This is a genomic window from Cellulomonas sp. P22, from assembly GCF_044392165.1.
The window spans coordinates 98,891-125,108 of record NZ_JBISBW010000014.1; the positions used below are offsets into that span (position 1 = coordinate 98,891).

Sequence of the window (26,218 nt, forward strand, 5' to 3'; positions counted from 1 at the left end):
CGCCGCGGCGCGCCGGCCGGGACGAGCAGCGTCCCTCGTCGGGACCGGTGCTCGAGTCACTCAGGCGCGGCGACGAATCCGGTCATCCGGATCAGCTTCGCGGGTACTCCAGCGACGATCGCGTTGGCTGGCACGTCTGTGGTCACGACAGCGCCGGCTCCGACGATCGCACCATCACCGATGGTCACGCCCGGGACGACAGTGACCGCGGCACCGAGCCACACGTTGCGGCCGATCACGATCCGAGCCGGCGTCATGTCTGCCCGCCGGTCCGGGTTCACAGCATGGTTCAACGTGGTCAGGGTGGTGCCGTGCCCCACGAGCGTCCCCTCCCCGATGGTGATGCCACCGGTGTCCTGGAAGCGGCAGCCCATGTTGACGAAGACGCCCTTCCCGAAGGTCAGGTTCTTGCCGAACTCGCAGTAGAACGGTGGAAAGACGGTCACTGACTCGTCAACGGTCGTCCCGGTCAACGTCGACAAGAGGAGGCGCACCTCATCCGGAGTGCGGTACTCGCCGTTGAGCTCGGCCATGATCCGCAGAGCTTCTTGGCTCGCCTGATGCATGAAGGCATGCATCTCCGACCCGCCGACGATCAGCGCTCCGCGGTTCACGTGGTCCAGGAAGTCCTTCAGCTCCATCGACTGATCCTGTCACTCGGCCCCGCAGTGACGCCCCTGACGATGTCGGACCCGGTGAGAGCGTTCCGGCGGACGCAACCTGCCCACATCGACGAAAGAGGCCCTCTCGCTCTATCGAGCGAAAGAGCCTCTGAACTGCTACTTCACTGGTAGCGGGGGGATCACCGGGGCGGTGGAACAGCCTGGTGGCCTACGTGCGTTTCCGCTGGTCGACGTCACGTGCCTGTGCATCTGCACACCCCTCGTCATGGTCACGAGAACATCGCAGCAGGCAGTCGTGTGCCGTCCCGCAGGACGACAGCCGAGAAGCCCGAGCTGGCGGCCACCGATGCGATCGCGCCGACGTCGGTGATCCTGACCGGCGTGAAGCGCTGCGTCGTCGTGCCACATGTGGGCTGCTCAGAGACAGAGATGTGGCATCGTGACGGCGTGACCCTTCGGTACCGCCTGGTCATCGGCGCAACGGCCCTGATCCTGCTCAGTGCCGGATGCCAGGCGGGCGAGCCGCAGCAACAGGTCGGCTATCTGTCGGGGTGCAACTACGCCTCGACCGAGGGGGACCCGGGGCTCGGCGCGGGTTTCTCCTACGACGAGACGCACCACCCCTTCGACACCGCCGTGCCCGTGAAGCTGTGCTGGAACCAGGGCCGCGGTTACGTCCTCCTCACCGGGACGTCACCCGAGATCGTCGTCGATCCGGAGAAGTTGGTCGGGGAGGGACCGGTCTTCGAGTTCACCGTGACCGTCTCGCCCGGAGCCACGGGCGGACTCACCGCGCAGCTCATGAACGAGAGGGATCAGGACTCCGGGTCGTTCGATGGGCCGTCCATCGTGGTGGACGAGACCGGCTGGTCGTTCCAGCCGTGGGGCGACGACGCCTGACCGTGCCGCCCGCCGGAGGCACCAACCCGTTCTTCGTCTCCGTCCGGGGCGCCGACGAACTCCCCGACCCGCTCCCAGTCCGCCGCCGAGAGCCCTGTCTCTTCCGCGAGCTCCCGCTCGGCCGCCGCCCGTGAGCTCTCGCCCTCTTCGACCATCCCGCCGGGGACGGAGAGCATCTCCCCGTGCAGCGGGGCCGTGTGACGGATCAGCGCGACGCGGTGCTCGTCGTCCACCGCCACCACGACGACGCCGTCACGCAGGACGACGTGCTCGACCGGGCTCGTGCGGTACGACAGACGCGTCACGCACCGAGCCTCGCAGATCGAGCCGTCCGGAGGGCCCGAGTTCGCGGCCACTCCCCGACGACGTCGGTCAGGGCACGCGGGCGCAGCGAAACCGCCCCGCGGGGCGCTACACGGGGCACGGATTGTGAGCCCCATCGGCTTGCGCCGTGCTCACGCTGAGCCGGCCGGGCGCCGGGGGCGTCATGCCCGTGCGACGGCGTCTCTCATCGATTCGGCGGCGGTGACGGCGCTGCCCCGTGCGGACTCAGTAGCGCTTGCCGGAGTCGTTGGCCTGGGCTTGGGCCAGGGTCCGCTCGCGGTTGCCCGGCACGGCGTGGCCGCCGACGGCCTCGACGACGAGGGCCCAGCCGTCGGGTGCGTAGAAGTCCTCGTCGGCCATCCGGATCCCGTAGTGCGCGGCGACCTGATGGAGGCGTGCCTGGCTGAACTTGTCCGCGACGCGGCGCGCCGAGTAGTCGATCGGGTCCGGCAGCGGCCAGTCGGGGGTCGGTGGCTGCAGCTCCCAGCGTCGCCCGGACTCGCCGACCTGCACGCCGACCGACCCGCCGCGGTAGCCGAAGCGTGACCCGGGATCCGGCTCGGTGATCACCGCCCTGCGCACGCCGAAGTCTCCGGCGTTGGTGGTTCTGTCGTAGGTCTGGGGGCAGTCCAGCAGCGCCACCGCACGGACGCCGTGCGGTTGGGCGGCGAACCCTGTCGCGTAGGGACCGGCCTCCGTACCCCCCCAGTTGTTGTCCAGGAACGCGGTCCAGGGTTCCGGGTGCCGGGTGGGCAGGAACAGACACCGGGTCTTCACGGTCAACACCAACGGCAGCAGGGCGGACAGCAGCTCGGGAAGTGTCCCCTCGACTCGCCGGATCTGCAGGGACGCGCCCGTGAGCTGGGCGGTCGCGGCCCCGCGCCAGTCGACCATCAGCTGGGCGCACCGCGGCGCGTCCGCGTTCAGGAACGTGAACCCCCGCGTGACGGGGAGCCACGCGCCGTCCAGCAGGTAGCGGTCCGCACGCGCAGGCTGCTTCATCGTCGCCATGATGGCACCAGCAGGCACCGAGGACGACGAGAATCACGATCGCTGCACAGCGGTTGTCCCCCACGACAGCGAAGGACTTCATGACGAAAGCCCCCAGGGAGTCCCTGAGGGCTTTCGGCCGGACCTGACGTCACAGGTCTGATGCGTAGCGGGGACAGGATTTGAACCTGCGACCTCTGGGTTATGAGCCCAGCGAGCTACCGAGCTGCTCCACCCCGCGTCGGTAGGACCAACTCTACGGCACGCTGGGACCGGTCCCCGCCACACCCCCGCGTCAGACGCGGACGGCGCCCTGCCACACGGTCTCGAACGGCGCACGGCCCGAGACGCGTGCCTCGATGCCGGCGGTGACGAGCTCCTTGGCGATCGCCACGGCCGCGCCCACGTCGGTGCCCTTCGCGAGCTCGGCGGTGATGGCGGCGGCGAGCGTGCAGCCCGCGCCGGAGACCCGCTCCTGGCCGATCTTGGGCGTGGACAGCACGGTGACCTCGTCGCCGTCGAGCAGCACGTCCACGGCGTCGTCGCCGGGCAGGTCGACCCCGCCCTTCGCGACGACGTAGCGCGGGCCGAGCTGCTGGATGCGGCGGGCGGCCTCGGTGAGCTCGGCGACCGTCTCGATGCGGTCCATGCCAGAGAGGGTGCGTGCCTCGAACAGGTTCGGGGTGACGACGGTCGCGAGCGGCAGCACCTGCTCGCGCAGCGCGTTGTCGGTGTCGAGCGCGGCGCCGGCCTCCTGACCCTTGCAGATCAGCACCGGGTCGAGCACGACGTGCCGCCACGGCTGACGGCGCAGGCCCTCGGCGACGACCTCGATGGTCGCGGGCGTGCCCAGCATGCCGATCTTGACCACGTCGAGCGCGTAGGCGGCGGTCGCGGCCTCCATCTGCGCGGCGATGACCTCGGCGGGGACAGGGAAGAACCGGTGACCCCACCCGTTCTCGGGGTCGAACGAGACGATGCACGTCACCGTCCCCAGGCCGAAGACCCCCAGCTGCTGGAAGGTCTTCAGGTCCACCTGGAGGCCGGCGCCGCCGGTCGCCTCCGATCCGGCGATGACGTACGCAAGGTCGACCACGTCGGTGCTCCTCTCGATGTCCACGTGCAGTGCACAGAGCCTTGCACGCCGACATGGGCACGCCGCGCACTGCTCCGCCCAGCGGACGCGGGTTCAGGTCGACCTCACCTTCCACGCCCGACGCCCAGGGGTCAGGTCGCCGGCGGCGCGCTCCCGGCCTGCACCGCGGCAGCCTCGATCCGTGCCCGGTAGGCCGCCCACTCCCCAGCGCTGCGCGACGTGATGTTCGGGTCGCCCGGCCGCCCGCCTGCGACGCCGTCCAGGTGCTCGCGGAGGATGTCGGCGTGCCCGGCGTGCCGTGCGGTGTCCACGCACAGGTGGACCAGGATCTGGTGGAGCGTGACCGCGCGGCGCTCGGGAGACCACCACGGGACCAGTCCCGGGGCGTCGAGCGCCAGCGCCTCGACCGTCGCGTCGGCGTGCGCGGCCGAGTAGTGGTGCAGGTCGATGATCTGCTGGCGGGTCTGGTCGGCGGTGACCCACATGTCGGCGTCGGGCTCTGCGTCCTCCCAGGGCAACGAACGCTCCGACGGCCGCCCGAAGACCTCCCCCAGGTAACCGAGCTGGACGGTCGCGACGTGCTTGACGAGCCCCAGCAGGTTCGTCCCCGTGCCGGTGAGCGGCCGACGCACGTCGTAGTCGCTCAGGCCGTCGAGCTTGCCGAGCAGATCGGCCCGCTGGCCGCGCAGGTACCGGTGCAACGTCTCCTTGTCATCCATGCCGCCACCCTCTCGCCCGGCACCCACACGCGCCAGGGGCGTGAACCCGCTTCCGTAGGGTGGTCGCATGACCGACACCACCGACGCCAGGTCGATGCGCGAGCGGATGCTCGCGGGCGACCTCTACATCGCCGACGACCCCGAGCTGGGCGAGCAGAGCGCCGCCGCGCTCGACCTCATGGACGCCTACAACGCGACGACCGCGCGCCAGGGACCGCTGCGCCGCCGGCTCCTCGAGGAGCTCCTGGGCAGCATCGGCGAGGGCACCGAGATCCGCCCACCCTTCTACGTCGACTACGGCACGCAGATCACGATCGGTGCCCGATGCTTCGCCAACTTCGGTCTGACGGCGCTCGACGTCGCGCCGATCACGATCGGCGACGACGTGCAGATGGGTCCGAACGTCCAGCTGCTCACCCCGACCCACCCCGTCGAGCCGGGGCCGCGGCGCGACAAGTGGGAGGCCGCGAAGCCCATCGTCATCGGCGACAACGTGTGGCTCGGCGGCGGCGTGATCGTGCTGCCCGGCGTCACGATCGGCGCCGACACCGTGGTGGGCGCCGGCTCGGTCGTCACGAAGGACCTGCCCGCGGGCGTGGTCGCGGTCGGCAACCCGGCCCGGGTGGTCCGCACCCTCTGAGCACTGCCGACCGCCGCACCGCCGGGCCGTGCACGGGGCTCGCCGATCGCCGCTGGTGTCAGGGCGCGGCGAGCTCCGCATCGGGCACCACCTGCGTCACCGGGCGCCCGGTCCGCGGCATGGCGAGCGCCGCCACCGTCGTCGCGAGCGCGACGGCGGCCACCGCGACGAACACTGCGGTCGCCGCCACGCCGAACGCCTGCGGGTCGGCCTGCGCGTCGGCTCCGTGCATGCGCGCGTTGACGAGCGCACCCAGCGCCGCGACGCCGACGGCGCTGCCCATCGAACGGGCGAACATGTTGGCGCCGGTCACCACCCCGCGCTCCCCCCACCCGACGCTCGACTGCGCGGCGATCAGGCTCGGCGCGGCGACGAGGCCCAGGCCCAGCCCCATCACGAAGCAGGAGAGCCCGACGGCGAGGACGGACGGGGTCGTCGACGTCACCGCGAGCGCGGCCGAGCTGAGCACGACGATCGCGGCGCCGATCAGCACCGTGGTGCGGAACCCCCAGCGCAGGTACAGGCGTCCCGCCTGGGAGGCCGAGATGGGCCAGCCGATGGTCAGGGTCGCGAGCGTCAGCCCCGAGACCAGGGGCGACGAGCCGAGGAGCGCCTCGAGGAACGTCGGCACGTACGTGGTCACGCCCATGAGGATCGCGCCGACGCCCACCGCGATCAGCGCCGTGGTGCCCAAGAGCCGGCGGGAGAACACCCACGGTGCCAGCACGGGTTCGGCGGCGCGACGCTCGACCACCACGAACACGGCGAGCACGGCGAGCCCGATCCCGAAAGCCCCGATGCTCTGCGGCGCGTCCCACGCCCAGGCGTTCCCGCCCTCGAGCAGCGCCAGGATGAGCAGGCTGGTCGAGACGGTCAGGAGCGCACCGCCCGCCCAGTCGATGCGGTGCTCACGACTGGGCACCGTCTCGTGGAAGTGCTTCACCAGCAGCCAGCCCGCCGCGATGCTCAGCGGGATGTTGACGAAGAAGATCCAGTTCCAGGTGAGGAACTCGGAGAAGAGGCCACCGAGGGTCGGCCCGACGACGGACGAGACAGCCCACACGCTCGCGATGTAGCCCTGGACCTTCGCCCGCTCGGCGAGGGTGTAGAGGTCACCGACGATCGTGATGGCCATCGGCTGCACGGCCCCGGCGCCGAGGCCCTGGACTGCCCGGAACACGATGAGCGCGGGCATCGACCAGGCCAGCCCGCAGAGCACCGACCCCAGCAGGAAGAGGCCGACCCCGATCAGGATGATCGGCTTGCGGCCCACGGTGTCCGAGAGCTTCGAGTAGATCGGGACGCTCACCGCCTGGGTGAGCAGGTAGATCGAGAACAGCCACGGGAAGCTCGAGAACCCCCCGAGGTCGGCGACGATCGTCGGAACCGCTGTCGCGAGGATCGTGGAGTCGATCGCGATGAGGCCAGTGGTGACCATGACCGCGATGAGGACCGGTCCGCGCGCTGACCGGAACCCGATCCCCGTCTCGGTCTCGGTCGCGGGGTGTCGTGTGGTGGTCAGGGCAGTGCCTCTCTCGCATCGGGACGTCCGCAGGTGCCAACCTCGCAGGTGCCACCGACATTCCTGGGCGCGGTCCGGACGCGCGCACGGGATCAGAACCGGTGCGCTGGACTGCCGAGACCGACCCGGCGCTGGTCATCCGCCACTTCGGCACCGACGAGGTGCTGCTCCTCACCGGACGCGCGGCGCCTGCTCCCGCGCGACGGCTCCCTCGTACCAGAGCACGATCGCAGGCCCGTGGTTGCTGACCCGTCGCCGGAGCGCCGAGCGCCGCAGGGTGGTCGGCCGCAGCCGGACCCAGCTCGCCTTCGCCAGCCCGGTCACGCCGTCCGGGACCCGTGCGTGGTCACGGCGCGCGCTGCGGTCCTGCGAGGTGAACGCCGCGACCGAGCACGTGCGGCCTGTCACGGCGAGCACGAGCACGGGCCGGTCCTTGCTCCCCGGCCGGTCCTCGAACGGCACCTCGGCGAACCACACCTCGCCGGGGACCGGCCGTGGGCCACGCCGCAGCCGACCGGCGAGCGCTGCCAGGACCGCGACGACGGCCACGACCGCCACCGCGGCACCCCAGGGCGTGCCGACCAGCGTCTCGATCATGCCGACCACGTCGTCCATCGATCTCCGTCCGCCCACCAGGGCGCCCGCCTGCGCGGCGGGGCCTGGTGGAGGGACGACACGCGGGCCGCGCTACGCCCGGGGGTCGATCCGGACGACCATCTTGCCGGTGCTGGCCCCGCGCATGAGGTCGAGGAACGCGTCGACGGCGTGGTCGATGCCGTCCACGACCGTCTCGTCGTGGTCGATCTGGCCGGCGGCGAACCACTCGCCCATGTCGCGCGCGAAGTCGGCGTAGTGCTGCATGTGGTCGCCGAGCGTGAACCCGCGCAGCGTCAGGCCCTGCGTGATGACCTTCGCCATGTTGTCGGGGCCGGGGGCGCGGTCGGTCGAGTTGTACCCGGCGATCGCGCCGCACAGCGCGATGCGCCCGCCGCGGTTCATCACGTCGAGGGCGGCCTCGAGGTGGTCGCCGCCCACGTTGTCGAAGTAGACGTCGACGCCGTCGGGCGCGAGGGCCGGCAGCTGCTCACGCACGGGGGCGTCCTTGTAGCAGAGGGCCGCGTCGTACCCGAAGCGCTCGGTGACCAGGGCGACCTTCTCGGCGGAGCCGGCCGATCCGATGACCCGCCCGGCGCCCTTGAGCCGGGCGATCTGCCCGGCGGCCGTGCCGACGGCGCCTGCGGCGCCCGAGATGAGCACCGTGTCGCCGGGCTGCATGCGGGCGATCTCGAGCAGGCCCACGTAGGCGGTGAAGCCCGTCATGCCGAGGATGCCGAGGTGCGCCGAGAACGGCACGCCCGGGAGCTCCGGCACGACGCGGAACGCGGCGGCCGGCCCCTGGGCGACGTCACGCCAGCCGAACTGGTGCACCACCACGTCACCGACCGCGACGCGCTCGTCGGTCGAGGCGACGACGCGGCCGACGGCGCCGCCGACCATGGTCTCGCCGAGGGGGTACGGCGGGGTGTAGCTCTTCACGTCGTTCATGCGTCCGCGCATGTACGGGTCCACGGAGATGAACTCGTTCTGGACGCGCACCTCGCCCGGGCCGAGCGGCGGGAGGTCGACGACGACGGTGCGGAAGTCGTCGTGGGTGGGCCAGCCGTGCGGGCGGGCGACGAGCTGGACCTGGGTGCTGCGCGTGGGCGTGGTGGGTGTGGTCATGAGGGGATCTCCGAATCAGGGGTGGTGCGGGGCAGGCGGGCCGGGGCCTAGACGACGAGCGCGACCACGGTCGCCACGACGGCGAGCGCCGGTGGGACGAGCTGGACGAGGGCGGCGCGCGCCTTGTCGGGCGAGGACGCCAGCAGGACGAGGCCGGCCAGGACCATGGACCCCGCGCCGGTCAGGACGAGCGTCAGGCCGACGGTCGTGGTGCCGGCGGCGGTCACGACGATGCCGACGATCACGGCCACCGCCAGGAACAGGTTGTAGAAGCCCTGGTTGAAGGCCAGCTCCTGCGTGGCGGCGGCCTCCTGGGGCGACGTCCCGAAGGTCCGCCGCGTGCGCGGGGACGTCCAGGTGAGCGACTCCATCGTGAAGATGTAGACGTGGATGAGGGCGGCGACCGCCGCCAGCACGAGCCCTGTCGCCGTCATGGCACTGCCCCTCGCTCAGGCCCAGGCTTTCTGGACCAACCGTTCCACTATAAGGTGGAAGCCTCGGTACACAAGTTCGGTACACACGATGGGCGGACGCGACATGGGACGGCACCCGGGCTTCGACACCACGCAGGTGGTCCAGGCCGCCCGCGACGTCTTCTGGGACAAGGGCTACGACAGCACCTCGGTGCCCGATCTCGAGCTGGCGACAGGCCTCGCGCGCTCGAGCCTCTACCACGCGTTCGAGAACAAGCGCGGGGTGTTCGACGCGGCGGTGCGCGACTACCTCGACACCGTCGTCCGCCCACGCCTGCGGGTCCTCACCGCCGAGCCCCGCGATCCCGACGCCGTGCTCGTCTACCTGCAGAGGCTCGTCAGGGCGCTCACGCAGCGCCCCGAGGACGCCGGCCGGCGCGGTTGCCTGCTGATCGACAGCACCGCAGGCCTCGCGTCGCGCGACGACGCACAACGAGCCGTGGTCGACGCCTACCGCGCCGAGCTCGTCGACGCGTTCCGGCACGCGCTCCGCACGCGCTACCCCGCACTCGACGACGCCGGGGCCCTGCGCCGCGCACGGGTCCTCACGTCCCTGAGCATCAGCGCGCTCGTCGTGGCGCGCACCAGCACGTCCGACGCCGTCACCACGCTCGAAGCCGCGCTCGGCCAGGTCGCCGAGTGGGACGGCCCCGCGCCGGACGCCGACTAGTGTGGACGCGTGACGACGTGCGAGCCTGAGGACGACGCCGCCACACGCCCTCGACGCCGAGGGCGCCCCCGCGACCCGGAGCTCGCCGACCGCGCGCTGCGCGCCGCCCTCGAGGTGTACGGCGAGAAGGGCTGGTCAGGCCTCACGATCGACGAGGTGGCCGGCCGCGCCCGGGTGGGCAAGTCGTCGGTGTACCTGCGGTGGCCCGACAAGGAGAAGCTCCTCGCCTCGGCGCTGCGTCGCATCCAGGGCGGCGACGAGGGGCAGTCCCCCGACGCACCGACCGCGCCGACGACCGCCCCGGACGAGCAGGCCCCTGCCGAGCCGGTCCCTCCCCAGTCGCTGCGCGACTACCTCATCACCCACGCCAACGACCGCGCCGAGCTCTACCTCGGCCCGTACGGGTTGGCCATGCTCCGCCTGTACGTCGAGTCGCGGGCGTACCCCGAGGTGTTCTCCGACATCCGACGGGAGGCGATCACCGACTTCGTGCTCTCGCAGCGTCGGCGCGTCGAGGCAGCGGTGCACACCGGGGAGCTCCCCCCGGGGGCGTCGGCCATCCATCTCCTGGACGCGGTCGAGGGCTCGATGCTCATGCACGTGCTGGTCACGCCCCCGCACCTGGTGGACCGGGTGCGCCAGACCGTGCCCCGGTACATCGAGGAGATGGTCGACCGCCAGCTCGCGGCCGTGGGCTACACCCCCCGGGCGCCTGAGGCGCCCGGGGGGCCGCTGCTCAGCCCTCCCGGAAGCTGACGCCGAACCCGCCCCGCGGGTAGTGCCACGTCAGGGATCCGGGTGCGGCGACCGCCAGGCACGTGCCGCACTCCAGGCACGCGGCGTAGTCGGCGACGACCTCGCCGTCCTGCTCGCGGTAGACCCCGGCGGGGCACACCGCGACGAGCGCCTTGCCGGTGCCGGTCGCGCGGCAGATCTCCTGGTCGATGACGATGTGCGACTCCTCCTCGTCGAGGACGAACCGGTTGCGGGCCAGCCGCTCGGGGACCGTGGTGCTCACAGTGCTCTCACTCCCGCCCATCCATCACTGACCAGCTGGCGGATGCCCACCGGGGACTTCTTCAGCGCGGCCCGGGCCGTCGAGACCAGGTGCCGTCGAGGGGTGCCGTCCAGGGCGAAGACGTCGTGGAAGATGCTCGCTGCGAGCTCTCCGTACGCCCCGTACATGCCCGTCCGCTCCAGGAACTTCGGCGCGCGGGCGTACGTCTTCATGTCCTGCATGACGAAACTCTCCTCGAGCCGCCGCCGGTACCCGGCGAGCCCTTCGCGGGACACGTCGCCCGCCGCCACGGCCTCGGCGACGGCGTCCGCCGCCGCGATGCCCGATCCGATCGCCAGGTCCATGCCGCGCACGGTCAGGCCGCTGTTGATCGTCAGACCGGCCGCCTCACCCACGACGACCAGGCCGTCGGTGGCGACCTCGCCGACCATCGCGTAGCCGCCCTCGGCGACCAGGTGCGAGCCGTACTCGACGATCTTCGCGTCCCGCAGGTACGGCGCGAGCCCGGGGTGCTCGACGTAGCGCTCGAACACCTCCGCGGCCGTGCGCCCCGAGCGCAGCAGGTCGTCGAGCCGCAGCACGACGCCCACCGACAGCGACTCGGTGTTGGTGTACAGGAAGCCGCCCCCACCGATGCCCTCGGTGCAGTCACCGACGATCGCGTGGGCCGCGCCCTGGTCCCCGCTGACCCCGAACCGGTCCTCGATCACCGTGCGGGGCAGGGCCATGACGGCCTTGACCCCCACGGCCATGTGGTTCGTGGGCTCCTGGTGGCGCAGACCGATGCTGCGCGCCAGGAACGAGTTCACGCCGTCGGCCGCGACGACGACGCGCGCCCGGAGCTGGTCGTCGCCCGCCTGGACGCCGACCACCCGCGTCCTGCCGTCCGGGCCGGGCTCGGTCAGGAGACCGTCGACCCGTACGCCGGCCATCAGGTACGCCCCGGCCTCCTCGGCCTGCGCGGCCAGCCACGGGTCGAACTTCGCCCGCAGCACGGTGACGGCGTTGACCGGCTCGGCCAGCGCGCGGCCGGAGTAGTCGATGCCGACGGCCGAGTCCGGCGTCAGGAACGTCGTGACGTGCCGGGTGATGCGGCGCTCGACCGGTGCCTGGTCGGCGAACCCGGGGAAGAGGCCGTCGAGCACGCGCCCGTACAGCACGCCGCCCGAGAGGTTCTTGGTCCCGGGAGCCTCCCCGCGCTCGATCATCGCGACCGACAGCCCGGCCTGGGCCAGCCGGTACGCGGTCACGGCACCCGCCGGACCGGCCCCGACCACGACGACGTCGAAGTCCGGCTCGACGGCCTCGGTGCTCATGCGCCGGCCTGCAGCGCCGCGGTCAGCGCCGGCACCACGTCGTACAGGTCGCCGACGATGCCGTAGTCGCACTGGGCGAACACGGGGGCCGCCGGGTCGCTGTTGATCGCGACCACAGTCGTGGCGTCGCGGACGCCGACCATGTGCTGCAGCTGGCCCGAGATGCCGATCGCCACGTACAGGGCGGGGGCGATGTGCTGGCCCGAGATGCCGATGTACCGCTCCTTGGGCACCCAGTCGACGCCCTCGGCGAGGGGCCGCGAGCACGCGACCTCTCCCCCGACGGCGCGGGCCAGGTCCTCGATGAGGGCCAGGTCCTCGCGCGCCTTGAGCCCGCGTCCGACCCCGACGACCGTGGCGGCCGCACCGAGGTCGACGCCGACGTGCACCTTGGCGCGCACCTCGGTGGTCTGCGCACCCGTGAGGGGCTCGGACGTGCGCTCCTCGACAACGGGTCCGGCGCCCGCGGGGACGACCGTCCCGGGCTGGACCGCGAGGACCGCGGGCCCACCGGTCACGGCGGTGCGGTGCTCGGCGATGCCGCCCAGCACGCCGTGCGAGACCACGACGGTCTCGCCGTCGAGCTCGACAGCGGCGACGCCACCGAGGACCGGGGCGCCGAGCCGCGCAGCCACGGCCCCGAGCAGGGCACGACCAGCCGCCGTCGTGGCACCCACGACGACGCGCGGCGCCGCCTCGAGGACCAGCCGGGCGACGTCGGGCGCGAACGCCTCGACCGGGACCCCGCCGGGGTCGCCGAGCCACAGCACGCGGTCGACGGCGGGGGCGACGGCGTCGGCCACGTCCCGGCCGCCCGCGACGACAGCCACGACCTCGGACCCGAGCGTCCGGGCGACGTCGACGAGCCCGCTGACAGCGGGGTCGCCGGCGACCAGGACGAATGCCTGCGTTGAGACGTCCATGGTTCCTTCTCTCTTACAGAACGCCGGCCAGGCGCAGCGCGCCGACCAGCTCGGTTGCGGCGGTGGCGGCGTCCCCGTCGAACAGCACGGCGCCACGGGTGGCCTCGGCCGGACGCGAGGTGCTGAGCGTGCTCAGGGTGACCGCGGCGGGCTCGACGGCGAGGTCGGCCAGGGCCAGCACCTCGACCGGCTTCTTGGCGGCGCCCAGGATGTCCTTCATCCCGGGCACCCGGGGCACGGCGGCGTCGCTCGTGGTGGCGAGCACCGCGGGGCCGGTGAGGCTCAGGGTGGTCACGCCGGTGGGCAGGTCCCGTTCGACGACGAGCCCGCCCTCGGCGGGGGCCACGGACGAGACGGCGCCGAGCGCGAGCCAGCCGAGGTGGCCCGCGAGGGTCATCGACACCTGCCCCTGCGCGACGTCGACCGACGAGTCGCCGGTGAGCACGAGGTCAACGTCGCCGACGGCGGTGACGGCCGCGGCGAGCACGGCCGCGAGACGTGTGCCGTCGGCGCCGGCCAGGGCGTCGTCGGCGACCATCACCAGACGGTCCAGGCCCCGCGACAGCGCGGCCTTGCGGGCCAGGGGGCTGTCGATCGAGCTGTCGCCGACCGTCAGGCCGACCACCTCTCCGCCCGTGGCGTCGGCGAGCCGGCGGGCCAGCTCGAACGCGACGGGGTCGTACTCGCTGACGGCTGCCTTGGCGCGGCTCAGGTCGACGGTGCCGTCGGGGCGGACCTCGGCGTCCTGGGGGTTCGCTGCCCACTTGTAGGCGACGACGATCTTCATCGGGGGTTCTCCTTCTCCGGACGGACGACTCAGCTGTGGTCCTTGACGATCTGGCGCCCCGCGATGTGGACCATGATCTCGTCGGTCCCGCCGCCGAACCGGTGGCCACGCAGGTCGCGCCACAGCCGCGAGACGCGGGTGCCGACGGTCACGCCCACGCCACCGAAGATCTGCATGGCCTCGTCTGCGACCTCGAAGGCCGCCATCGCCGAGTAGCGCTTGCACAGCGCGCCCTGGCTCTTGAGCGGCAGCTCCTGGTCCACCATCCACGCCGTCTTGTAGACGAAGTTGCGGATGTTCTCGAGCTTGATGGCCATGTCGGTGAGCTTGAGCTGGATGAGCTGGAACGAGCCGATCGGCTTGCCGAACTGCACGCGCTGGGCGGCGTAGGTGGCCGCGTCGTCGAACGCGCACTGGGCCATGCCCAGGCAGTTGGCGGCGATGACCAGGCGCTCGAGCTCGAAGTTGCGCATGAGCTGCTTGAAGCCGTTGCCCTGGACACCGACCAGGCAGCTCTCGGGGAGCGTGACGTCGTCGAGGAAGATCTCGCACGAGTCGGAGATGTGCCACATGATCTTGTCGAGCTGGTTGGTGGTGACCCCCGGCGCGTTCATCGGCACCAGGTACATCGAGATCGCCCGGCGCGGGTCGTCGCCCCCGGGGTTCTTGGCCATCAGCAGCAGGTACTTCGACTGGAGCGCGTTCGTGATGAGCGTCTTGGTGCCGTTGAACGTCACCATCCCGTCGTGGTGGACGGCGGTGGTCGACATGGCCGAGTTGTCCGAGCCGGCGCCCGGCTCGGTGAAGCCGAGGGCGAAGGGCACCTCGCCGGCCGCGAGCAGGCCGAGGATCTCCTGCTTCTGCTCGTCCGAGCCGAACTCGAGGATGTCCATGGCCTGGAGCAGCTCGAGGCCGTAGCCGTTGTTGAGGCCCTGCCGGGCGACGCGCTCGGCCAGCATCACGAGGGTCACGGCGTCGCTGGGCGTGCCGCCGAACTCCTCGGGGAAGCCGAGCGAGCCGAAGCCGGCCTCGTTCATCGCCTTGCGGAACGTCGTGGGCGGCTGGTGGGTCAGGTCGAGCTCGGCGATGTACGACTCAGGACAGTCGCGCTCGAGCAGCTCGTCAAGGCTCTCGAGCAGGAGCTGCTGCTCGTCGGTCAGTCCGAAGTCCATGGTCGTACGCCTCTCCGTCAGGGCCCGCCTCACCACGAAGGTGTGCGACGACGGCACTGGTGGCCGCTGCGAACCATCGTGGGGGCTGGGTGGTGCCCCGATCTCAGGACGATGGTCCTGATTCCAGACGCAAGTCGTCCGGAATCGTTGCGGCTGTTCGGCGGACCAGCCGACCGTTGCGTCAAGGGAGACCGGCACATGGCTCACGTGATCACCGCAGCTCAGGCTGCAGAGCTCGTCAAGGACGGCGACGCCGTCGCCCTGAGCGGGTTCGGCCTGGCCTGCGTCAACGAAGAGACCCTCGCCGCGATCGAGCAGAGGTTCCTCGAGCACGGCGCCCCGCGCGACCTCACGGTCATGCACGCCAGCGCCGTCGGCAACCGCCGCGACAAGGGCATGAGCCACCTCGGGCACGACGGCCTGATCAAGCGTTGGATCGGCGGGATCGCCATCGCGTCGCCCGCCGTGGCCAAGCTCATCGAGGCCGACGGCTGCGAGGCGTACAACCTGCCCCAGGGCGTCATCTCCCAGCTCTACCGCGAGATCGCGGCCAAGCGCCCCGGCGTCATCACCAAGGTCGGTCTCGGCACGTTCGTCGACCCCCGCGTCGAGGGCGCCCGGATGTCCCCCTCCTCGGTCGAGGACATCGTCCAGGTCGTCGAGCTCGCCGGGCAGGAGTGGCTGTTCTACCCCTCGTTCCCGCTCGACGTCGCTCTGATCCGCGGCACCGTCGCCGACGAGGACGGCAACCTCACCCTCACGCACGAAGGCCTCAAGATGGAGGTCCTGCCCATCGCGCAGGCCGTCCACAACTGCGGCGGCATCGTGATAGCCCAGGTCGAGTCGGTCGCCGCCCGCGGGAGCCTGGACCCCAACGACGTCAAGGTCCCCGGCATCCTTGTGGACTACCTCGTGGTCTCCGAGCCCGAGAACCACTTCCAGACGGAGAACACGCACTACAACCCGTCGTTCTCGGGTCAGCTGCGGATCCCGCTCTCGGACGTCGAGCCGATCGCCCTCAGCGAGCGCAAGATCATCGCCCGGCGCTGCGCGATGGAGCTCGCGCCGCACACCGTGCTCAACCTCGGTGTCGGGATCCCGGCCGACGTCGGCACCGTCGTCGCCGAGGAGGGCGTGAGCGACCAGATCATGCTCACGACCGAGGCGGGCGCGATCGGCGGCGTCCCGGCCGGGCTCAGGGACTTCGGGCACTCCTACAACCCGCAGGCCCTGGTCGACATGCACGCGCAGTTCGACTTCTACGACGGCGGCGGCCTGGACGTGGCGGTGCTGGGCCTGGCCCAGACGGACGCTGTCGGCAACGTCAACGTCTCGAAGTTCGGTTCGCGTGTCGCCGGCTGCGGCGGGTTCATCAACATCTGCCAGTCCGCCAAGACGCTCGTCTTCGCCGGGACCTTCACCGCCGGCGGCCTCGAGATCGAGGTCGTCGACGGGGAGCTGCGGATCACCACCGAGGGCCGGACCCGCAAGTTCCTCGACCAGGTCGAGCAGATCACGTTCAGCGGCCCGTTCTCCGCCGCGCGCGGGCAGCGGGTCCTCTACGTCACCGAGCGCGCCGTGTTCGAGCTCGGCGCGGGCACCATGACGCTCATCGAGATCGCACCCGGCATCGACCTGCAGGCCGACGTCCTGGACCAGATGAGCTTCGTCCCGACCGTCTCCCCCGACCTGCGGCTCATGCCCGCGGGGATCTTCCGCCAGACCTGGGGCGAGCTCGCCTCGCACCTGAGCACCACCCACACCCCCACCGCGCGGGCGATGACGCCCGCGCCTGTCGGAAAGGCCTGACAATGTCCACACCGAGCACCACGATCAACAGGTGGGCGGTGCTGTGGGGGTCCGTCGCGATCCTCATGTGCACGGGCGCGATCTACTCGTTCTCCGTCTTCGCCGGCCCGCTCAGCGGGCTGCGCGGCTGGACGATGCCCGAGGTCATGATGGCGTTCACCATCAACGCGGCCATCGGGCCGATCCCGATGATCCTGGGCGGCTGGATCGTCGACAAGGGCGGCGTCCGGATCCCCATCATGGTCGGCGGACTCATGTTCGCCGCGGGCTTCATGCTCGCCGGCGCCGCGACCACCACGACCATGCTGTACCTCAGCTACGGCGTGCTGGCGGGCCTCGGGCAGGGCCTGGCGTACTCCGGGTGCCTGAACAACACCCTCAAGCTCTTCCCCGACAAGCGGGGCATGGCAGCGGGCCTGATCACGGGTGGCATGGGCGCCGCGTCGGTCATCGCCGCGCCCGTCGCCCGGGCGCTCATCAAGAGCGCGGGCGTCGACGCCGCGTTCCTGAGGATGGGTGCCGTCTACGCGGTCATCGTGATCGTCGCGTCGTTCTTCCTGCGCACGGCGCCGGTGGGCTTCACCCCGGCCGGCTGGACGGCGCCCGCGGGTGCCGGCCCGGCCGTCAACCTCCCCTGGACCGGCATGGTGCGCACCCCGCGGTTCTTCCTCATCTTCCTGATGATGGGAGTCGGCGCGTTCTCGGGCCTCATGATCGCCTCGCAGGCCTCGGGCATCGGTCAGAGCGCCATGTTCGGCCTGAGCGCCGGCACCGCAGCGGCGTTCGTCTCGATCTACGCGGCGTGCAACATGCTGGGCCGCATCGTGTGGGGCGCGATCTCCGACCGCCTCGGCTACACCAACGCGCTGATGATGATCTACGGCACCGTCGCGCTGTCGATGCTCGTGCTCGTGCTCGTCTCGTCGACCGTGGGCTTCGCGATCGGCATCATCGGCCTGGGCCTGTGCTTCGGCGGCGTCATGGGCATCTTCCCGGCGCTGACGATGAAGAACTTCGGTCCCAGGTTCCAGGGCGTCAACTACGGCATCGTGTTCACCGCGTACTCGATCGCTGCGTTCTTCGCCCCCCGGATCGCCGCCAGCATGGGCGCCGAGGGCGACTACACCAAGCCGTTCGTCATCGCGATCGGCCTTGCGTTCGTCGGTCTCGTGCTGACGCTCGGCTTCACCCGGCTCTCTGCCAACTCGGCGGCCGGCCCCGTCCCCGCGGAGGCGCCGCTCGCCGCGGACGCGAAGGTCGGCAGCTGACCTTCCGCTCGACAGCCGTGGTGCGCGGCGGACCCCCTGCCCGCCGCGCACCACGGTGCACCACCCGGGTGGCACAGCTGCCCGACAGCGCCGCCACCCGCGGCCCCCAGACGAGGGGTGAGCATCGATGGGACCGGACCTGAGCCCGGCCAGCACCTTCCGGCACCTGGTGCGCCGCGACCCGCGGGCGACGTCGATCGTCGACGAGCGCACCGCCTACACCGCCGCCGAGGTCCAGCGCGCCGCCACGGACCTCGCCGCCCGGCTCCGCGCCGACGGCATCCGTCCGGGCGACCGGGTCGCCTTCGCTGGCCGCAACAGCGCGGCGTTCCTGGTCACCCTGCTCGCAGCCGCCTGCGTGGGCGCGGTCTTCGTCCCCGTGAGCTTCCGGCTCGCGGCCGCCGAGGTGCGCGCGCTGCTGAGCCACTGCGACCCGCACACCGTCGTGGTCGACGACGAGCTCGCCGGCACCTACGCCCGCGTCGTGGCCGACGAGCCGCACCGGCACTGGCACGACGCGCGCGACGCCACCCCGGTGGCCCTCTCGGCAGACCTCCACCCCCTCCGCGCGCACGCGGACGACGCGGAGCCGGTCCGGCTCGGCGCCGACGACCTCGCCGTCATCATGTACACCTCGGGCACCTCCGGCGCCCCCAAGGGGGTCATGCTGACCCACGGCAACCTGTGGTGGAGCGCACGCAACATCGACCAGGTGCTCGACACGCGTGACGACGACGTCACCCTCGCTGTCGCCCCGATGTCCCACATCGGCGGGCTGAACGCGTTCACCCTGCGCACCCTGCTCCGCGGCGGGACCGTGCTCTCGCGTCGGGCCTTCGACGCCACCCGCACCCTGACGGACCTGTCCACCGGGGTGACGTCCGTGTTCGGCGTCCCGGCCATGTTCGCGGCCGTCGCCCGCACCCCGGGTTTCGCCACCGCGGACCTGTCCGGCGTCCGGGCGGCGACCATCGCCGGGGCGACCGCTCCCCCGTCGCTGGTGCGGGCCTACGTCGAGCGCGGCATGCACCTGCAGCAGTCGTGGGGCATGACGGAGACCGCTCCGAGCGCCACCTACCTGCCGCGTCGCTGGACCGTGGAGAAGGCCGGCTCCTGCGGGGTGCCGCTGCCCTGGACCGAGCTCCGCCTGGACGACCCCGCGACGGGGGCGACGGTCGACGCCTCGGGCACGCCCGGCGAGATCGTCGTCCGCGGCCCCAACGTGACGCAGGGCTACTGGAACGCCCCCGACCTGACGCGCGCCGCCTCGACCTCCGACGGCTGGCTGCGCACCGGGGACCTCGCTGTGCGCGACGAGGACGGCTGCCTCACGGTGGTCGGGCGGCTGACGCAGATGATCAACACGGGCGGGGAGAAGGTCTACCCCTGCGAGGTCGAGCGCGCCCTGCAGGACCTGCTCGGCGACGACGTGCTCGACCTCGTGGTGCTGGGTCTGCCCGACCCCCAGTGGGGCGAGACTGTGGTCGTCGCTCTCGAGACCACCGGTCCGTGCCCCTCGCTCGAGCAGGTCCGTGAGCTCGCCGCCCGCTCGATCGCGCGGTTCAAGCTGCCGACCCGGGTCGTGGCGGTCCCGGAGCTGCCCCGCAACGCGACCGGGAAGGTCGACCGCTGCGCGCTGCGCACCCTCGTCGAGCTCACGCCGGATCGGCAGCCCGAGGCCGCCGACCGACAGGGCTGCGCCGGCTGACGCGTTCCCTGTCCACCCCGACCTCGTGCCGCACGACGTCGGCGGGCCGGGGCGCACCGGTGGACCAGATGACACATTCCTGACATATTCGACAACACAGATCCGCGGGTGCACTCGACGAGGAGCGGCCCATGATCGCCTCGACGGCACAGCTCGCCCAGCACGGCCGCGCGCACGGCTACGCGGTCGCTGCCGTGAACATCCTCGACGACCTGAGCCTGCGGGCGGCGGTCGACGCGGCCGTCGAGAGGTCGTCGCCCCTCATCGTGCAGGTCTCGGTCAAGACGGTCCGGTCGATCGGCGTCGAGCTCCTCACCACCATGTTCCGCCTGGCCGCCCGTGACGTCCCCGTCCCGGTGTCGCTCCACCTGGACCACTGCCCCGACCGAGCCGTCATCTCGGCGGTCGTCGCGGCGGGCTGGTCGTCGGTGCTGTTCGACGCGTCCGACCGTGACCTCGACCAGGCCGAGCGCGAGACCGCCGAGGTCGTGCTCGAGTCCCACGCGGCGGGGTGCGACGTGGAGTCCGAGATCGAGAACATCGTGGGGGTCGAGGACGACATCGGCTCGGACGAGTCGGTGCACGCCTACCCGGTCCAGACCCTGGCCGACGTGGCCGCCCGCACCGGCGTCGACCTGCTCGCGCCCCAGCTCGGCACGGCGCACGGCCTGTACACCAGCGCCCCGGTGCTCCTGCCCGAGCGTGTCCGCGAGCTCGCAGCGCTCACCGACCTGCCGATCGTGCTGCACGGCGGCACCGGTCTGACCGACGCCGACTTCCGGGAGTTCATCGAGGCCGGGGTCTCGAAGATCAACATCTCGACCGGGCTCAAGGTCGCCTACATGCGCGCCGCGCAGGCCGCGACGGCGGTGGCTGAGGAGACCGGCCGGTGGGACCCGCCGACGATGTTCCGTGACATCCACGCGGCCGTGCAGGCCGAGGTGGCCGGTCGTCTGGACATGTTTGGCTCGTCCGGGCAGGCCGAGTCCGCGATGGCCACGACGGCCGCCCGATGAGCCCCGCCCTCCTGTTCGACTGCGACGGCGTGCTCGCCGACACCGAGCGCGACGGCCACCTGCCCGCGTTCAACGCGACGTTCGCCGAGGTCGGGCTCCCGGTCAGGTGGAGCGAGGAGCAGTACGCGGACCTCGTGCTGATCGGCGGCGGCAAGGAGCGCATGGCGTCGATGCTCACCCCCGAGCTGGTCGCGTCGGCGGGGCTGCCCACCGACCCCGACGCGCAGCGCGCGATGCTCGCCGACTGGCACCGCCGCAAGACGGCCACCTACGTGTCGATGGTCGAGTCCGGGGCCCTGCCGGGGCGCCCGGGGATCGCGCGGCTCGCCGCCGAGGCGTCGGCGGCGGGGTGGGCGCTCGGTGTCGCCTCGACGTCGGCCGAGCGCTCGGTGCGCGCCGTGCTCGAGCACGCCGTGGGACCTGACCTGGCGGCGGGCTTCGCTGTCTTCGCGGGGGACGTCGTGGCGCACAAGAAGCCCGCCCCCGACATCTACCTCCTCGCGCTCGACGGCATGGGCCTCGACCCCGCCGACTGCCTCGTCGTCGAGGACAGCGCCAACGGGCTGCGCGCCGCGCTGGCCGCGCACCTGACCACCGTCGTCACCGTGAGCGCGTACACGCGCGACGAGGACTTCGGTGGGGCGGCACTCGTGGTCAGCAGCCTCGGCGACCCGCCGCGCTCCCCCACCGAGGTCTTCGCCGACTCGTACGGCCTGGGCGTCGGCGACGCGGTCACGCTCACCGACCTCGGCCGGCTCCTCGAGCTCACGCACGCCACCGCGTCACCGTCCACGACCACGTCCACGACCCCGACCGCGAAGGAGTGACGATGGCTGTCGAGCTGGCCGACATCGAGCACGTCGTGCAGATCATCGCGCAGACCGCCGTCGACAACGAGGCCTACTTCGGCGAGCTCGACTCGGTCGTCGGCGACGGCGACTTCGGCTACTCGCTCGCCCGCGGCTTCGAGATCGTGCTCGCGGACTGGGACGACCTGGACCGCACCGACGCGGCGACGTTCCTGCAGAAGATCGCGATGATCATCACCGGCCGCATCGGCGGCACGTCCGGACCCCTGTGGGGCACCGCGTTCCTGCGGGCCGCGACCGCGATCCGCGCCCAGGACGTGCTCGACGGCCTCGCGGTGCTGGCCATGCTGGACGGCGCCGTCGCCGGGATCCAGGCGCGGGGCGGTGCCGCGCTGGGCGACAAGACCCTGCTCGACTCCCTCGTGCCCCTGCGCGAGGCCATCGCGGCGGGGATCGCCGACGGCGCGACGTCGCAGGAGGTGGCCGACGCCGCGGCGATCGCCGCGCGCACCAGCGCCGAGGCGACGAGCACCCTGCAGGCCAGGCGGGGCCGCGCCGCCTACACCGGCGAACGCAGCATCGGCTCCCCCGACGCCGGCGCACTGGCCGTCGCGGTCATCGCCGAGCAGGTCGCCGCACAGTGGTCGGACCGGCTCCCGAGGTCGGCCTGACCAGCACCGTCACCCCAGCACCGTCACCCCAGCACGCACCCAGCACCACGCAGCCCCATCCGATCGCAGCGCCGTGGAGGAAGCCGTGAAGAAGTTCATCAACGACCCGCAGCAGTTCGTCCCCGAGATGCTCCAGGGCATCGCGCTCGCCAACCCCGACACCCTGCGCTACGAACCGAGGTACAACCTCATCTTCCGGGCCGACGCCCCCCGCGACGACAAGGTGTCGATCATCCAGGGGTCCGGGTCGGGGCACGAGCCCGCCCACGTGATGATGGTCGGGAAGGGCATGCTCGACGGAGCCTGTCCGGGCGACGTGTTTGCGGCCCCGCCGATGGACTACGTCTACGAGTCGGCCAAGCGGCTCGCCTCGGACGCCGGTGTCCTGCTGCTCGTCAACAACTACACCGGCGACCGGATGTCCTTCGAGATGGCTCAGGAGATGAGCGAGGCCGACGGGATGAAGGTGCGCACCCTGTTCATCGACGACGACGTCGCGGTCCAGGACTCGACGTACACCGTGGGCCGCCGGGGCGTGGCCGGGAACTTCTTCGTGATGAAGGCCGTCGGCGCGGCGTCCGAGGCCGGCGCCGGGCTCGACGAGGTGATCCGCATCGGCGAGAAGGTCAACGCCGTGACCCGCTCGATGGGCATCGCCCTGACCGCGTGCACGCCACCGGCCAAGGGGTCCCCGCTGTTCGAGCTCGGCGACGACGAGATCGAGGTCGGCGTCGGGATCCACGGCGAGCCCGGCCGTCGCCGCGCCAAGCTCGTCACGGCCGACGAGATCGTCGACGAGCTGCTCGCCGCCGTGGTGCCCGACCTGCCGTACGAGCAGGGCGACCGCGTCGCGCTGATGATCAACGGCCTCGGCGGCACCCCGATCTCCGAGCTGTACGTGCTGTACGGGATCGCCCACCAGAAGCTCGCCGACCGCGGCATCACCGTCGGCCGCAGCTACGTCGGCGAGTACTGCACGTCCCTCGAGATGGCTGGCGCCTCGCTCACCCTGGTCCGCCTCGACGACGAGATCGAACGCCTGCTCGAGGCCCCTGCCGAGGTCGCCTACCGCGTGTTCTGACAGCGGCCCACCGCCCGGGAGGACCACCGTGTCGGTGGCGGGCGGGATCATTGCTCCATGGTGTCCACGCTGCAGGAAACGTCAGAGGAGCTCGTCGTCGCTGATCACGCGGCCTGGCGGGCGTGGCTGGACTCGCAGGAGGACACGTCGGGCGGGGTGTGGCTGCTGCTCGCGAAGAAGGGCACGGTCTCACCGACGGCGTTGACGTATGCCGAGGCGCTCGACGAGGCGCTGTGCAGCGGCTGGATCGACGGGCAGAAGAAGGGGAACGACGCGGCGACGTTCCGTCAGCGGTTCACGCCCCGCCGTCCACGCTCGATGTGGTCGGTGCGGAACGTGGAGCACGTGGCGCGACTGACCGACGAGGGCCGGATGCGTCCTCGTGGCGTGCGCGAGGTCGACCGGGCCAAGGCGGACGGACGCTGGGACCGCGCCTATGCCGGAGCGGCGACCGCTGAGGTGCCTGATGACCTGACAGCCGCGCTGCACTCTGCTCCCGGCGCGCAGGCGAGGTTCGACGCGCTGTCGGGCCAGGACCGGTACACCCTGCTGCACCGGCTGATGACAGCGCCGAACGCGACTGTCCGCACGCGGCGGCTGGACCGGCTGGTCGAGATGCTCAGCCGCGACGACACGGTCGGGTCGGCGCACTGAGCCCGGTCGCACTGGCTCGGGCGTAGCGGTCGGCGAGGACCCCGAAGGCGTCGGCGAGCTCAACCGGCGTGACGGCGTCGATGTCGACGTCGAACCTGCCGAAGGAGGCGGCCAGCGCGACCCACGACCAGGACCCTGCGGTGAGCCGGCTGCGGTCGGGGCCGAGGTCGGTCACGATGCCGTCACCGGCGAACGGCGCGACCTCGCTCGCCGGCAGGGCCAGGGTCACCTCCCCGACGCACGGCCAGGCGTTCGTCTGGTCGGAACCCTTGAACCTGGCGGCCACGTAGTCGGCGACGTCGCCGCCGGGGACCACGCGGGGAGTGAATCGGCGTCCCGTCGGCATCCGAGGCCGGATGCGGTCGAGACGAAAGATCCTCCACTCGTCCTTGTCGAGGTCCCAGGCCACGAGGTACCACCGGCCCGACGTCGTCACCACGTGGTGCGGCTCGGCCCGGCGGCCCGGTCCGTCGGAGGCGTCGCGCCCGTAGTCGAACCGGAGGACCTCGCAGCGGCGGATGGCGGCGCTGACCGTCATCAGGACCTCCGGGGCGATCGGCGGAACGGCCGAGGCGCCCGGTGCGGGGACCGCCGTCACGTCCAGGTCGTCGATGCGGTGCCGGAGCCTGGCCGGCATGACCTGCCGCACCGTGGTCAGTGCCCGCGCGGCCGCCTCGTCGATGCCGATGCCGCTGACCGCGGTCGCCTGCAGCGCGACCGCGAGGGCGACGGCCTGCTCGTCGTCGAACAGCATCGGCGGCAGCTCCGAGCCCGCGTCGAGCCGGTACCCACCGTCCGGACCCTTGATGGCGGTGACCCGGTAGCCCATCTCGCGCAGGTGGTCGACGTCACGGCGCACGGTGCGGGGGCTGATCTCGAGCCGTTCGGCCAGCACCTGGCCCGGCCAGTCGCGCCGGGTCTGCAGCAGCGAGAGCAGTCGCAGCAGCCGGGAGGTGGGCGTCGTCATGGTCGTCAAAGTAGTCGAAGTAGAGGACATGATCTGGCCGCTACTGCTGGAAGTCTCAGTGACGTGCCCCGGAGCCTCGGGGGTTCGACCACCCGTCTCGACTGAGGAGTCACCCATGTCCGTCAACGTCACGCCCCACCTGAACTTCCGTGGCCAGGCCCGCGCCGCCCTGGAGCACTACCAGTCCGTCTTCGGTGGCGACCTCGTCGCCATCACCTACGCCGACGCCGGCGCCGTCACCGCCGCCGAGGAGGCCGACCAGATCATGTGGGGCCAGGTCTCCTCCCCCGCCGGGGTCCGCGTCATGGCCTACGACGTGCCGTCCCACACCACGTGGGAGCCCGGCACCATCCCGTTCTTCGTCTCCGTCCGGGGCGCCGACGCCGAGGAGATCACCGACTACTGGAAGAAGCTCGCCGACGGGGCCTCCGTGGCCGTCCCGCTTGCACCCGCCCAGTGGGCACCCCTGTACGGGATGCTCACCGACCAGTTCGGGGTCACCTGGGTCCTCGACGTCGAAGCGCAGTGGGACGCCAGCTAGCACAACGCCGCTCCACGACCTCGGTCAAACGCGAGAGGCCCTCTCCCCGACGGGAGGGGGCCTCTCGGCCATCCGCGGCCGGGCCGCTGAGCCGCACGAGCAGCGACGGTGTCGCGGCAGTCAGGACGCCACCTGGCCCAGCCTCTCGGTGACGAGCAGCAGCGCGAGAGCAGAGCCCGACAGGCGCACCTCCCCGTCGCGCACCCTCCCCAACGCGTCGACGAGCGGCCACCACTCCAACCGGAACCCGGCGTCGATCTCGTGCGCCTCCAGATGTGGCGTGCCGCAGACCAGCCCGGTGGCGAGGAAGATCGAGAGCCGCTGGGTCGAGTACGGCACCGGGACGAACTCCCCGACCCGCTCCCAGTCCGCCGCCGAGAGCCCTGTCTCTTCCGCGAGCTCCCGCTCGGCCGCCGCCCGTGAGGTCTCGCCCTCTTCGACCATCCCGCCGGGGACGGAGAGCATCTCCCCGTGCAGCGGGGCCGTGTGCCGGATCAGCGCGACGCGCTGCTCGTCGTCGACCGCCACCACGACGACGCCGTCACGCAGGACGACGTGCTCGACCGGGCTCGTGCGGTACGACAGACGCGTCACGCACCGAGCCTCGCAGATCGAGCCGTCCGGAGGGCCCGAGTTCGCGGCTTCATCTCCCCGACGACGTCGGCCGGGGCACGCGGGCGCAGCGGCGCTGCCCCTTGCGGCCCACGGGCCCGTACTCCACAGCGGTGCCTGCCCGATCGGCTCTGGAGGGCGCGGTGGCTCAGCGTTCTCACGCTCGACACGACCCAGCGGTAGCGCT

29 protein-coding genes and 1 tRNA gene are annotated in these 26,218 nt (G+C 71.8%); 13 read left to right on the top strand and 17 right to left on the bottom strand.

Annotated elements, in window-relative coordinates; all coding sequences use genetic code 11:
- Nucleotides 1-56: 56 nt before the first annotated feature.
- Complete coding sequence (locus tag ACGIF2_RS14970; RefSeq protein WP_396047559.1) at nucleotides 57-641, bottom strand: DapH/DapD/GlmU-related protein; 585 nt, start codon at nucleotides 639-641, stop codon at nucleotides 57-59.
- Nucleotides 642-866: 225 nt separating this feature from the next.
- Between ACGIF2_RS14970 and ACGIF2_RS14975 the strand changes: the two genes are divergently transcribed.
- The gene (locus ACGIF2_RS14975; RefSeq protein ID WP_396047557.1) at nucleotides 867-1,523 is read left to right on the top strand and encodes a hypothetical protein; all 657 of its coding nucleotides are present in this window, start codon (nucleotides 867-869) and stop codon (nucleotides 1,521-1,523) included.
- On the opposite strand, the gene ACGIF2_RS14980 is transcribed toward ACGIF2_RS14975, so the two are convergent.
- The 5 genes from ACGIF2_RS14980 to ACGIF2_RS15000 all read right to left on the bottom strand — a co-directional run bounded on the left by ACGIF2_RS14980 (nucleotide 1,439) and on the right by ACGIF2_RS15000 (nucleotide 4,652).
- Nucleotides 1,439-1,828 carry an NUDIX domain-containing protein gene (locus tag ACGIF2_RS14980; RefSeq protein WP_396047555.1) on the bottom strand — a complete coding sequence of 130 codons (390 nt, stop codon included), beginning with the start codon at nucleotides 1,826-1,828 and terminating at the stop codon, nucleotides 1,439-1,441. The genes ACGIF2_RS14975 and ACGIF2_RS14980 overlap by 85 nt on opposite strands.
- Nucleotides 1,829-2,072: 244 nt before the next feature.
- On the bottom strand, nucleotides 2,073-2,849 hold the full coding sequence (locus tag ACGIF2_RS14985) for a hypothetical protein (protein WP_396047553.1): 777 nt from the start codon (nucleotides 2,847-2,849) through the stop codon (nucleotides 2,073-2,075).
- A 155-nt stretch (nucleotides 2,850-3,004) separates the two neighbouring features.
- A tRNA-Met gene (locus ACGIF2_RS14990) sits at nucleotides 3,005-3,078 on the bottom strand.
- Nucleotides 3,079-3,132: 54 nt separating this feature from the next.
- Nucleotides 3,133-3,933 (bottom strand): bifunctional hydroxymethylpyrimidine kinase/phosphomethylpyrimidine kinase, encoded by an 801-nt coding sequence (gene thiD, locus ACGIF2_RS14995; RefSeq protein ID WP_396047746.1) that lies wholly within the window; start codon nucleotides 3,931-3,933, stop codon nucleotides 3,133-3,135.
- 131 nt (nucleotides 3,934-4,064) lie between these two features.
- Complete coding sequence (locus ACGIF2_RS15000) at nucleotides 4,065-4,652, bottom strand: DinB family protein (RefSeq protein ID WP_396047551.1); 588 nt, start codon at nucleotides 4,650-4,652, stop codon at nucleotides 4,065-4,067.
- 67 nt (nucleotides 4,653-4,719) lie between these two features.
- Here ACGIF2_RS15000 and ACGIF2_RS15005 point away from each other — a divergent pair, with 67 nt between their 5' ends.
- Entirely contained in the window at nucleotides 4,720-5,292 is a 573-nt protein-coding gene (locus ACGIF2_RS15005) for a sugar O-acetyltransferase (protein ID WP_396047549.1), read from the top strand.
- A 58-nt stretch (nucleotides 5,293-5,350) separates the two neighbouring features.
- Here ACGIF2_RS15005 and ACGIF2_RS15010 read toward each other — a convergent pair whose 3' ends face one another.
- The 4 genes from ACGIF2_RS15010 to ACGIF2_RS15025 all read right to left on the bottom strand — a co-directional run bounded on the left by ACGIF2_RS15010 (nucleotide 5,351) and on the right by ACGIF2_RS15025 (nucleotide 8,970).
- Nucleotides 5,351-6,730 (bottom strand): MDR family MFS transporter, encoded by a 1,380-nt coding sequence (locus tag ACGIF2_RS15010; RefSeq protein WP_396047547.1) that lies wholly within the window; start codon nucleotides 6,728-6,730, stop codon nucleotides 5,351-5,353.
- A 255-nt stretch (nucleotides 6,731-6,985) separates the two neighbouring features.
- Nucleotides 6,986-7,429: a type II toxin-antitoxin system PemK/MazF family toxin gene (locus tag ACGIF2_RS15015; RefSeq protein ID WP_396047545.1), complete on the bottom strand. Its 444-nt coding sequence runs from the start codon at nucleotides 7,427-7,429 to the stop codon at nucleotides 6,986-6,988.
- Nucleotides 7,430-7,501: 72 nt separating this feature from the next.
- The gene (locus ACGIF2_RS15020; RefSeq protein ID WP_396047543.1) at nucleotides 7,502-8,536 is read right to left on the bottom strand and encodes an NADP-dependent oxidoreductase; all 1,035 of its coding nucleotides are present in this window, start codon (nucleotides 8,534-8,536) and stop codon (nucleotides 7,502-7,504) included.
- A gap of 47 nt (nucleotides 8,537-8,583) precedes the next feature.
- Nucleotides 8,584-8,970, bottom strand: coding sequence for a DUF1304 domain-containing protein (locus ACGIF2_RS15025; protein WP_396047541.1), 387 nt, complete (start codon nucleotides 8,968-8,970; stop codon nucleotides 8,584-8,586).
- An 88-nt stretch (nucleotides 8,971-9,058) separates the two neighbouring features.
- Between ACGIF2_RS15025 and ACGIF2_RS15030 the strand changes: the two genes are divergently transcribed.
- Together ACGIF2_RS15030 and ACGIF2_RS15035 are read left to right on the top strand one after the other, a co-directional pair.
- Entirely contained in the window at nucleotides 9,059-9,679 is a 621-nt protein-coding gene (locus ACGIF2_RS15030; protein ID WP_396047539.1) for a TetR/AcrR family transcriptional regulator, read from the top strand.
- Between the two features lie 9 nt (nucleotides 9,680-9,688).
- Nucleotides 9,689-10,435: a TetR/AcrR family transcriptional regulator gene (locus tag ACGIF2_RS15035; protein WP_396047537.1), complete on the top strand. Its 747-nt coding sequence runs from the start codon at nucleotides 9,689-9,691 to the stop codon at nucleotides 10,433-10,435.
- Here the strand turns inward: ACGIF2_RS15035 and ACGIF2_RS15040 are convergent.
- Genes ACGIF2_RS15040 through ACGIF2_RS15060 form a run of 5 tightly spaced genes read right to left on the bottom strand, consistent with a single transcriptional unit; the run spans nucleotide 10,416 to nucleotide 14,895 of the window.
- On the bottom strand, nucleotides 10,416-10,697 hold the full coding sequence (locus ACGIF2_RS15040) for a ferredoxin family protein (protein ID WP_396047535.1): 282 nt from the start codon (nucleotides 10,695-10,697) through the stop codon (nucleotides 10,416-10,418). The two genes, ACGIF2_RS15035 and ACGIF2_RS15040, sit on opposite strands and share 20 nt — an antisense overlap.
- Nucleotides 10,694-12,013: an FAD-dependent oxidoreductase gene (locus ACGIF2_RS15045; RefSeq protein ID WP_396047532.1), complete on the bottom strand. Its 1,320-nt coding sequence runs from the start codon at nucleotides 12,011-12,013 to the stop codon at nucleotides 10,694-10,696. The genes ACGIF2_RS15040 and ACGIF2_RS15045 overlap by 4 nt, the downstream gene beginning before the upstream one ends.
- A complete protein-coding gene (locus ACGIF2_RS15050; RefSeq protein ID WP_396047530.1) occupies nucleotides 12,010-12,936 on the bottom strand; it encodes an electron transfer flavoprotein subunit alpha/FixB family protein in 927 nt (308 codons plus the stop codon). Before ACGIF2_RS15050 ends, ACGIF2_RS15045 begins: the two co-directional genes overlap by 4 nt.
- A gap of 13 nt (nucleotides 12,937-12,949) precedes the next feature.
- Nucleotides 12,950-13,723 (bottom strand): electron transfer flavoprotein subunit beta/FixA family protein, encoded by a 774-nt coding sequence (locus tag ACGIF2_RS15055; protein ID WP_396047528.1) that lies wholly within the window; start codon nucleotides 13,721-13,723, stop codon nucleotides 12,950-12,952.
- 29 nt (nucleotides 13,724-13,752) lie between these two features.
- Nucleotides 13,753-14,895 carry an acyl-CoA dehydrogenase family protein gene (locus ACGIF2_RS15060; protein WP_396047526.1) on the bottom strand — a complete coding sequence of 381 codons (1,143 nt, stop codon included), beginning with the start codon at nucleotides 14,893-14,895 and terminating at the stop codon, nucleotides 13,753-13,755.
- A gap of 198 nt (nucleotides 14,896-15,093) precedes the next feature.
- Here ACGIF2_RS15060 and ACGIF2_RS15065 point away from each other — a divergent pair, with 198 nt between their 5' ends.
- From ACGIF2_RS15065 to ACGIF2_RS15100, 8 genes are all read left to right on the top strand, one after another.
- The gene (locus tag ACGIF2_RS15065) at nucleotides 15,094-16,704 is read left to right on the top strand and encodes an acyl CoA:acetate/3-ketoacid CoA transferase (protein ID WP_396047523.1); all 1,611 of its coding nucleotides are present in this window, start codon (nucleotides 15,094-15,096) and stop codon (nucleotides 16,702-16,704) included.
- Nucleotides 16,705-16,706: 2 nt separating this feature from the next.
- A complete protein-coding gene (locus tag ACGIF2_RS15070) occupies nucleotides 16,707-17,972 on the top strand; it encodes an OFA family MFS transporter (RefSeq protein WP_396047521.1) in 1,266 nt (421 codons plus the stop codon).
- 127 nt (nucleotides 17,973-18,099) lie between these two features.
- Nucleotides 18,100-19,680 carry a class I adenylate-forming enzyme family protein gene (locus ACGIF2_RS15075; protein WP_396047836.1) on the top strand — a complete coding sequence of 527 codons (1,581 nt, stop codon included), beginning with the start codon at nucleotides 18,100-18,102 and terminating at the stop codon, nucleotides 19,678-19,680.
- A gap of 131 nt (nucleotides 19,681-19,811) precedes the next feature.
- Nucleotides 19,812-20,696 carry a class II fructose-bisphosphate aldolase gene (locus ACGIF2_RS15080; protein ID WP_396047838.1) on the top strand — a complete coding sequence of 295 codons (885 nt, stop codon included), beginning with the start codon at nucleotides 19,812-19,814 and terminating at the stop codon, nucleotides 20,694-20,696.
- Complete coding sequence (locus ACGIF2_RS15085) at nucleotides 20,693-21,523, top strand: HAD-IA family hydrolase (RefSeq protein ID WP_396047840.1); 831 nt, start codon at nucleotides 20,693-20,695, stop codon at nucleotides 21,521-21,523. The genes ACGIF2_RS15080 and ACGIF2_RS15085 overlap by 4 nt, the downstream gene beginning before the upstream one ends.
- 2 nt (nucleotides 21,524-21,525) lie before the next feature.
- Complete coding sequence (dhaL, locus tag ACGIF2_RS15090; RefSeq protein ID WP_396047842.1) at nucleotides 21,526-22,176, top strand: dihydroxyacetone kinase subunit DhaL; 651 nt, start codon at nucleotides 21,526-21,528, stop codon at nucleotides 22,174-22,176.
- A gap of 85 nt (nucleotides 22,177-22,261) precedes the next feature.
- Nucleotides 22,262-23,257: a dihydroxyacetone kinase subunit DhaK gene (dhaK, locus tag ACGIF2_RS15095; RefSeq protein ID WP_396047844.1), complete on the top strand. Its 996-nt coding sequence runs from the start codon at nucleotides 22,262-22,264 to the stop codon at nucleotides 23,255-23,257.
- 57 nt (nucleotides 23,258-23,314) lie between these two features.
- Nucleotides 23,315-23,911, top strand: a complete 597-nt coding sequence (locus tag ACGIF2_RS15100; protein ID WP_396047846.1) for a YdeI family protein — start codon at nucleotides 23,315-23,317, stop codon at nucleotides 23,909-23,911.
- Here ACGIF2_RS15100 and ACGIF2_RS15105 read toward each other — a convergent pair.
- A complete protein-coding gene (locus tag ACGIF2_RS15105; RefSeq protein WP_396047849.1) occupies nucleotides 23,877-24,878 on the bottom strand; it encodes a helix-turn-helix transcriptional regulator in 1,002 nt (333 codons plus the stop codon). The two genes, ACGIF2_RS15100 and ACGIF2_RS15105, sit on opposite strands and share 35 nt — an antisense overlap.
- A 115-nt stretch (nucleotides 24,879-24,993) precedes the next feature.
- Between ACGIF2_RS15105 and ACGIF2_RS15110 the strand changes: the two genes are divergently transcribed.
- Entirely contained in the window at nucleotides 24,994-25,419 is a 426-nt protein-coding gene (locus tag ACGIF2_RS15110; RefSeq protein ID WP_396047851.1) for a VOC family protein, read from the top strand.
- Nucleotides 25,420-25,539: 120 nt separating this feature from the next.
- On the opposite strand, the gene ACGIF2_RS15115 is transcribed toward ACGIF2_RS15110, so the two are convergent.
- The gene (locus ACGIF2_RS15115; RefSeq protein ID WP_396047853.1) at nucleotides 25,540-26,013 is read right to left on the bottom strand and encodes an NUDIX domain-containing protein; all 474 of its coding nucleotides are present in this window, start codon (nucleotides 26,011-26,013) and stop codon (nucleotides 25,540-25,542) included.
- Nucleotides 26,014-26,218 lie beyond the last annotated feature (205 nt).

Coding starts and splice junctions, on each gene's coding strand:
- ACGIF2_RS14970 (WP_396047559.1), bottom strand. CDS start 641: ATGGAGCTGAAGGACTTCCTGGACCACGTGAACCGCGGAGCGCTGATC.
- ACGIF2_RS14985 (WP_396047553.1), bottom strand. CDS start 2,849: ATGAAGCAGCCTGCGCGTGCGGACCGCTACCTGCTGGACGGCGCGTGG.
- ACGIF2_RS15000 (WP_396047551.1), bottom strand. CDS start 4,652: ATGGATGACAAGGAGACGTTGCACCGGTACCTGCGCGGCCAGCGGGCC.
- ACGIF2_RS15005 (WP_396047549.1), top strand. CDS start 4,720: ATGACCGACACCACCGACGCCAGGTCGATGCGCGAGCGGATGCTCGCG.
- ACGIF2_RS15010 (WP_396047547.1), bottom strand. CDS start 6,730: ATGGTCACCACTGGCCTCATCGCGATCGACTCCACGATCCTCGCGACA.
- ACGIF2_RS15015 (WP_396047545.1), bottom strand. CDS start 7,429: ATGGACGACGTGGTCGGCATGATCGAGACGCTGGTCGGCACGCCCTGG.
- ACGIF2_RS15020 (WP_396047543.1), bottom strand. CDS start 8,536: ATGACCACACCCACCACGCCCACGCGCAGCACCCAGGTCCAGCTCGTC.
- ACGIF2_RS15025 (WP_396047541.1), bottom strand. CDS start 8,970: ATGACGGCGACAGGGCTCGTGCTGGCGGCGGTCGCCGCCCTCATCCAC.
- ACGIF2_RS15030 (WP_396047539.1), top strand. CDS start 9,059: ATGGGCGGACGCGACATGGGACGGCACCCGGGCTTCGACACCACGCAG.
- ACGIF2_RS15045 (WP_396047532.1), bottom strand. CDS start 12,013: ATGAGCACCGAGGCCGTCGAGCCGGACTTCGACGTCGTCGTGGTCGGG.
- ACGIF2_RS15050 (WP_396047530.1), bottom strand. CDS start 12,936: ATGGACGTCTCAACGCAGGCATTCGTCCTGGTCGCCGGCGACCCCGCT.
- ACGIF2_RS15055 (WP_396047528.1), bottom strand. CDS start 13,723: ATGAAGATCGTCGTCGCCTACAAGTGGGCAGCGAACCCCCAGGACGCC.
- ACGIF2_RS15060 (WP_396047526.1), bottom strand. CDS start 14,895: ATGGACTTCGGACTGACCGACGAGCAGCAGCTCCTGCTCGAGAGCCTT.
- ACGIF2_RS15065 (WP_396047523.1), top strand. CDS start 15,094: ATGGCTCACGTGATCACCGCAGCTCAGGCTGCAGAGCTCGTCAAGGAC.
- ACGIF2_RS15070 (WP_396047521.1), top strand. CDS start 16,707: ATGTCCACACCGAGCACCACGATCAACAGGTGGGCGGTGCTGTGGGGG.
- ACGIF2_RS15075 (WP_396047836.1), top strand. CDS start 18,100: ATGGGACCGGACCTGAGCCCGGCCAGCACCTTCCGGCACCTGGTGCGC.
- ACGIF2_RS15080 (WP_396047838.1), top strand. CDS start 19,812: ATGATCGCCTCGACGGCACAGCTCGCCCAGCACGGCCGCGCGCACGGC.
- ACGIF2_RS15085 (WP_396047840.1), top strand. CDS start 20,693: ATGAGCCCCGCCCTCCTGTTCGACTGCGACGGCGTGCTCGCCGACACC.
- dhaL (WP_396047842.1), top strand. CDS start 21,526: ATGGCTGTCGAGCTGGCCGACATCGAGCACGTCGTGCAGATCATCGCG.
- ACGIF2_RS15100 (WP_396047846.1), top strand. CDS start 23,315: ATGGTGTCCACGCTGCAGGAAACGTCAGAGGAGCTCGTCGTCGCTGAT.
- ACGIF2_RS15105 (WP_396047849.1), bottom strand. CDS start 24,878: ATGACGACGCCCACCTCCCGGCTGCTGCGACTGCTCTCGCTGCTGCAG.
- ACGIF2_RS15110 (WP_396047851.1), top strand. CDS start 24,994: ATGTCCGTCAACGTCACGCCCCACCTGAACTTCCGTGGCCAGGCCCGC.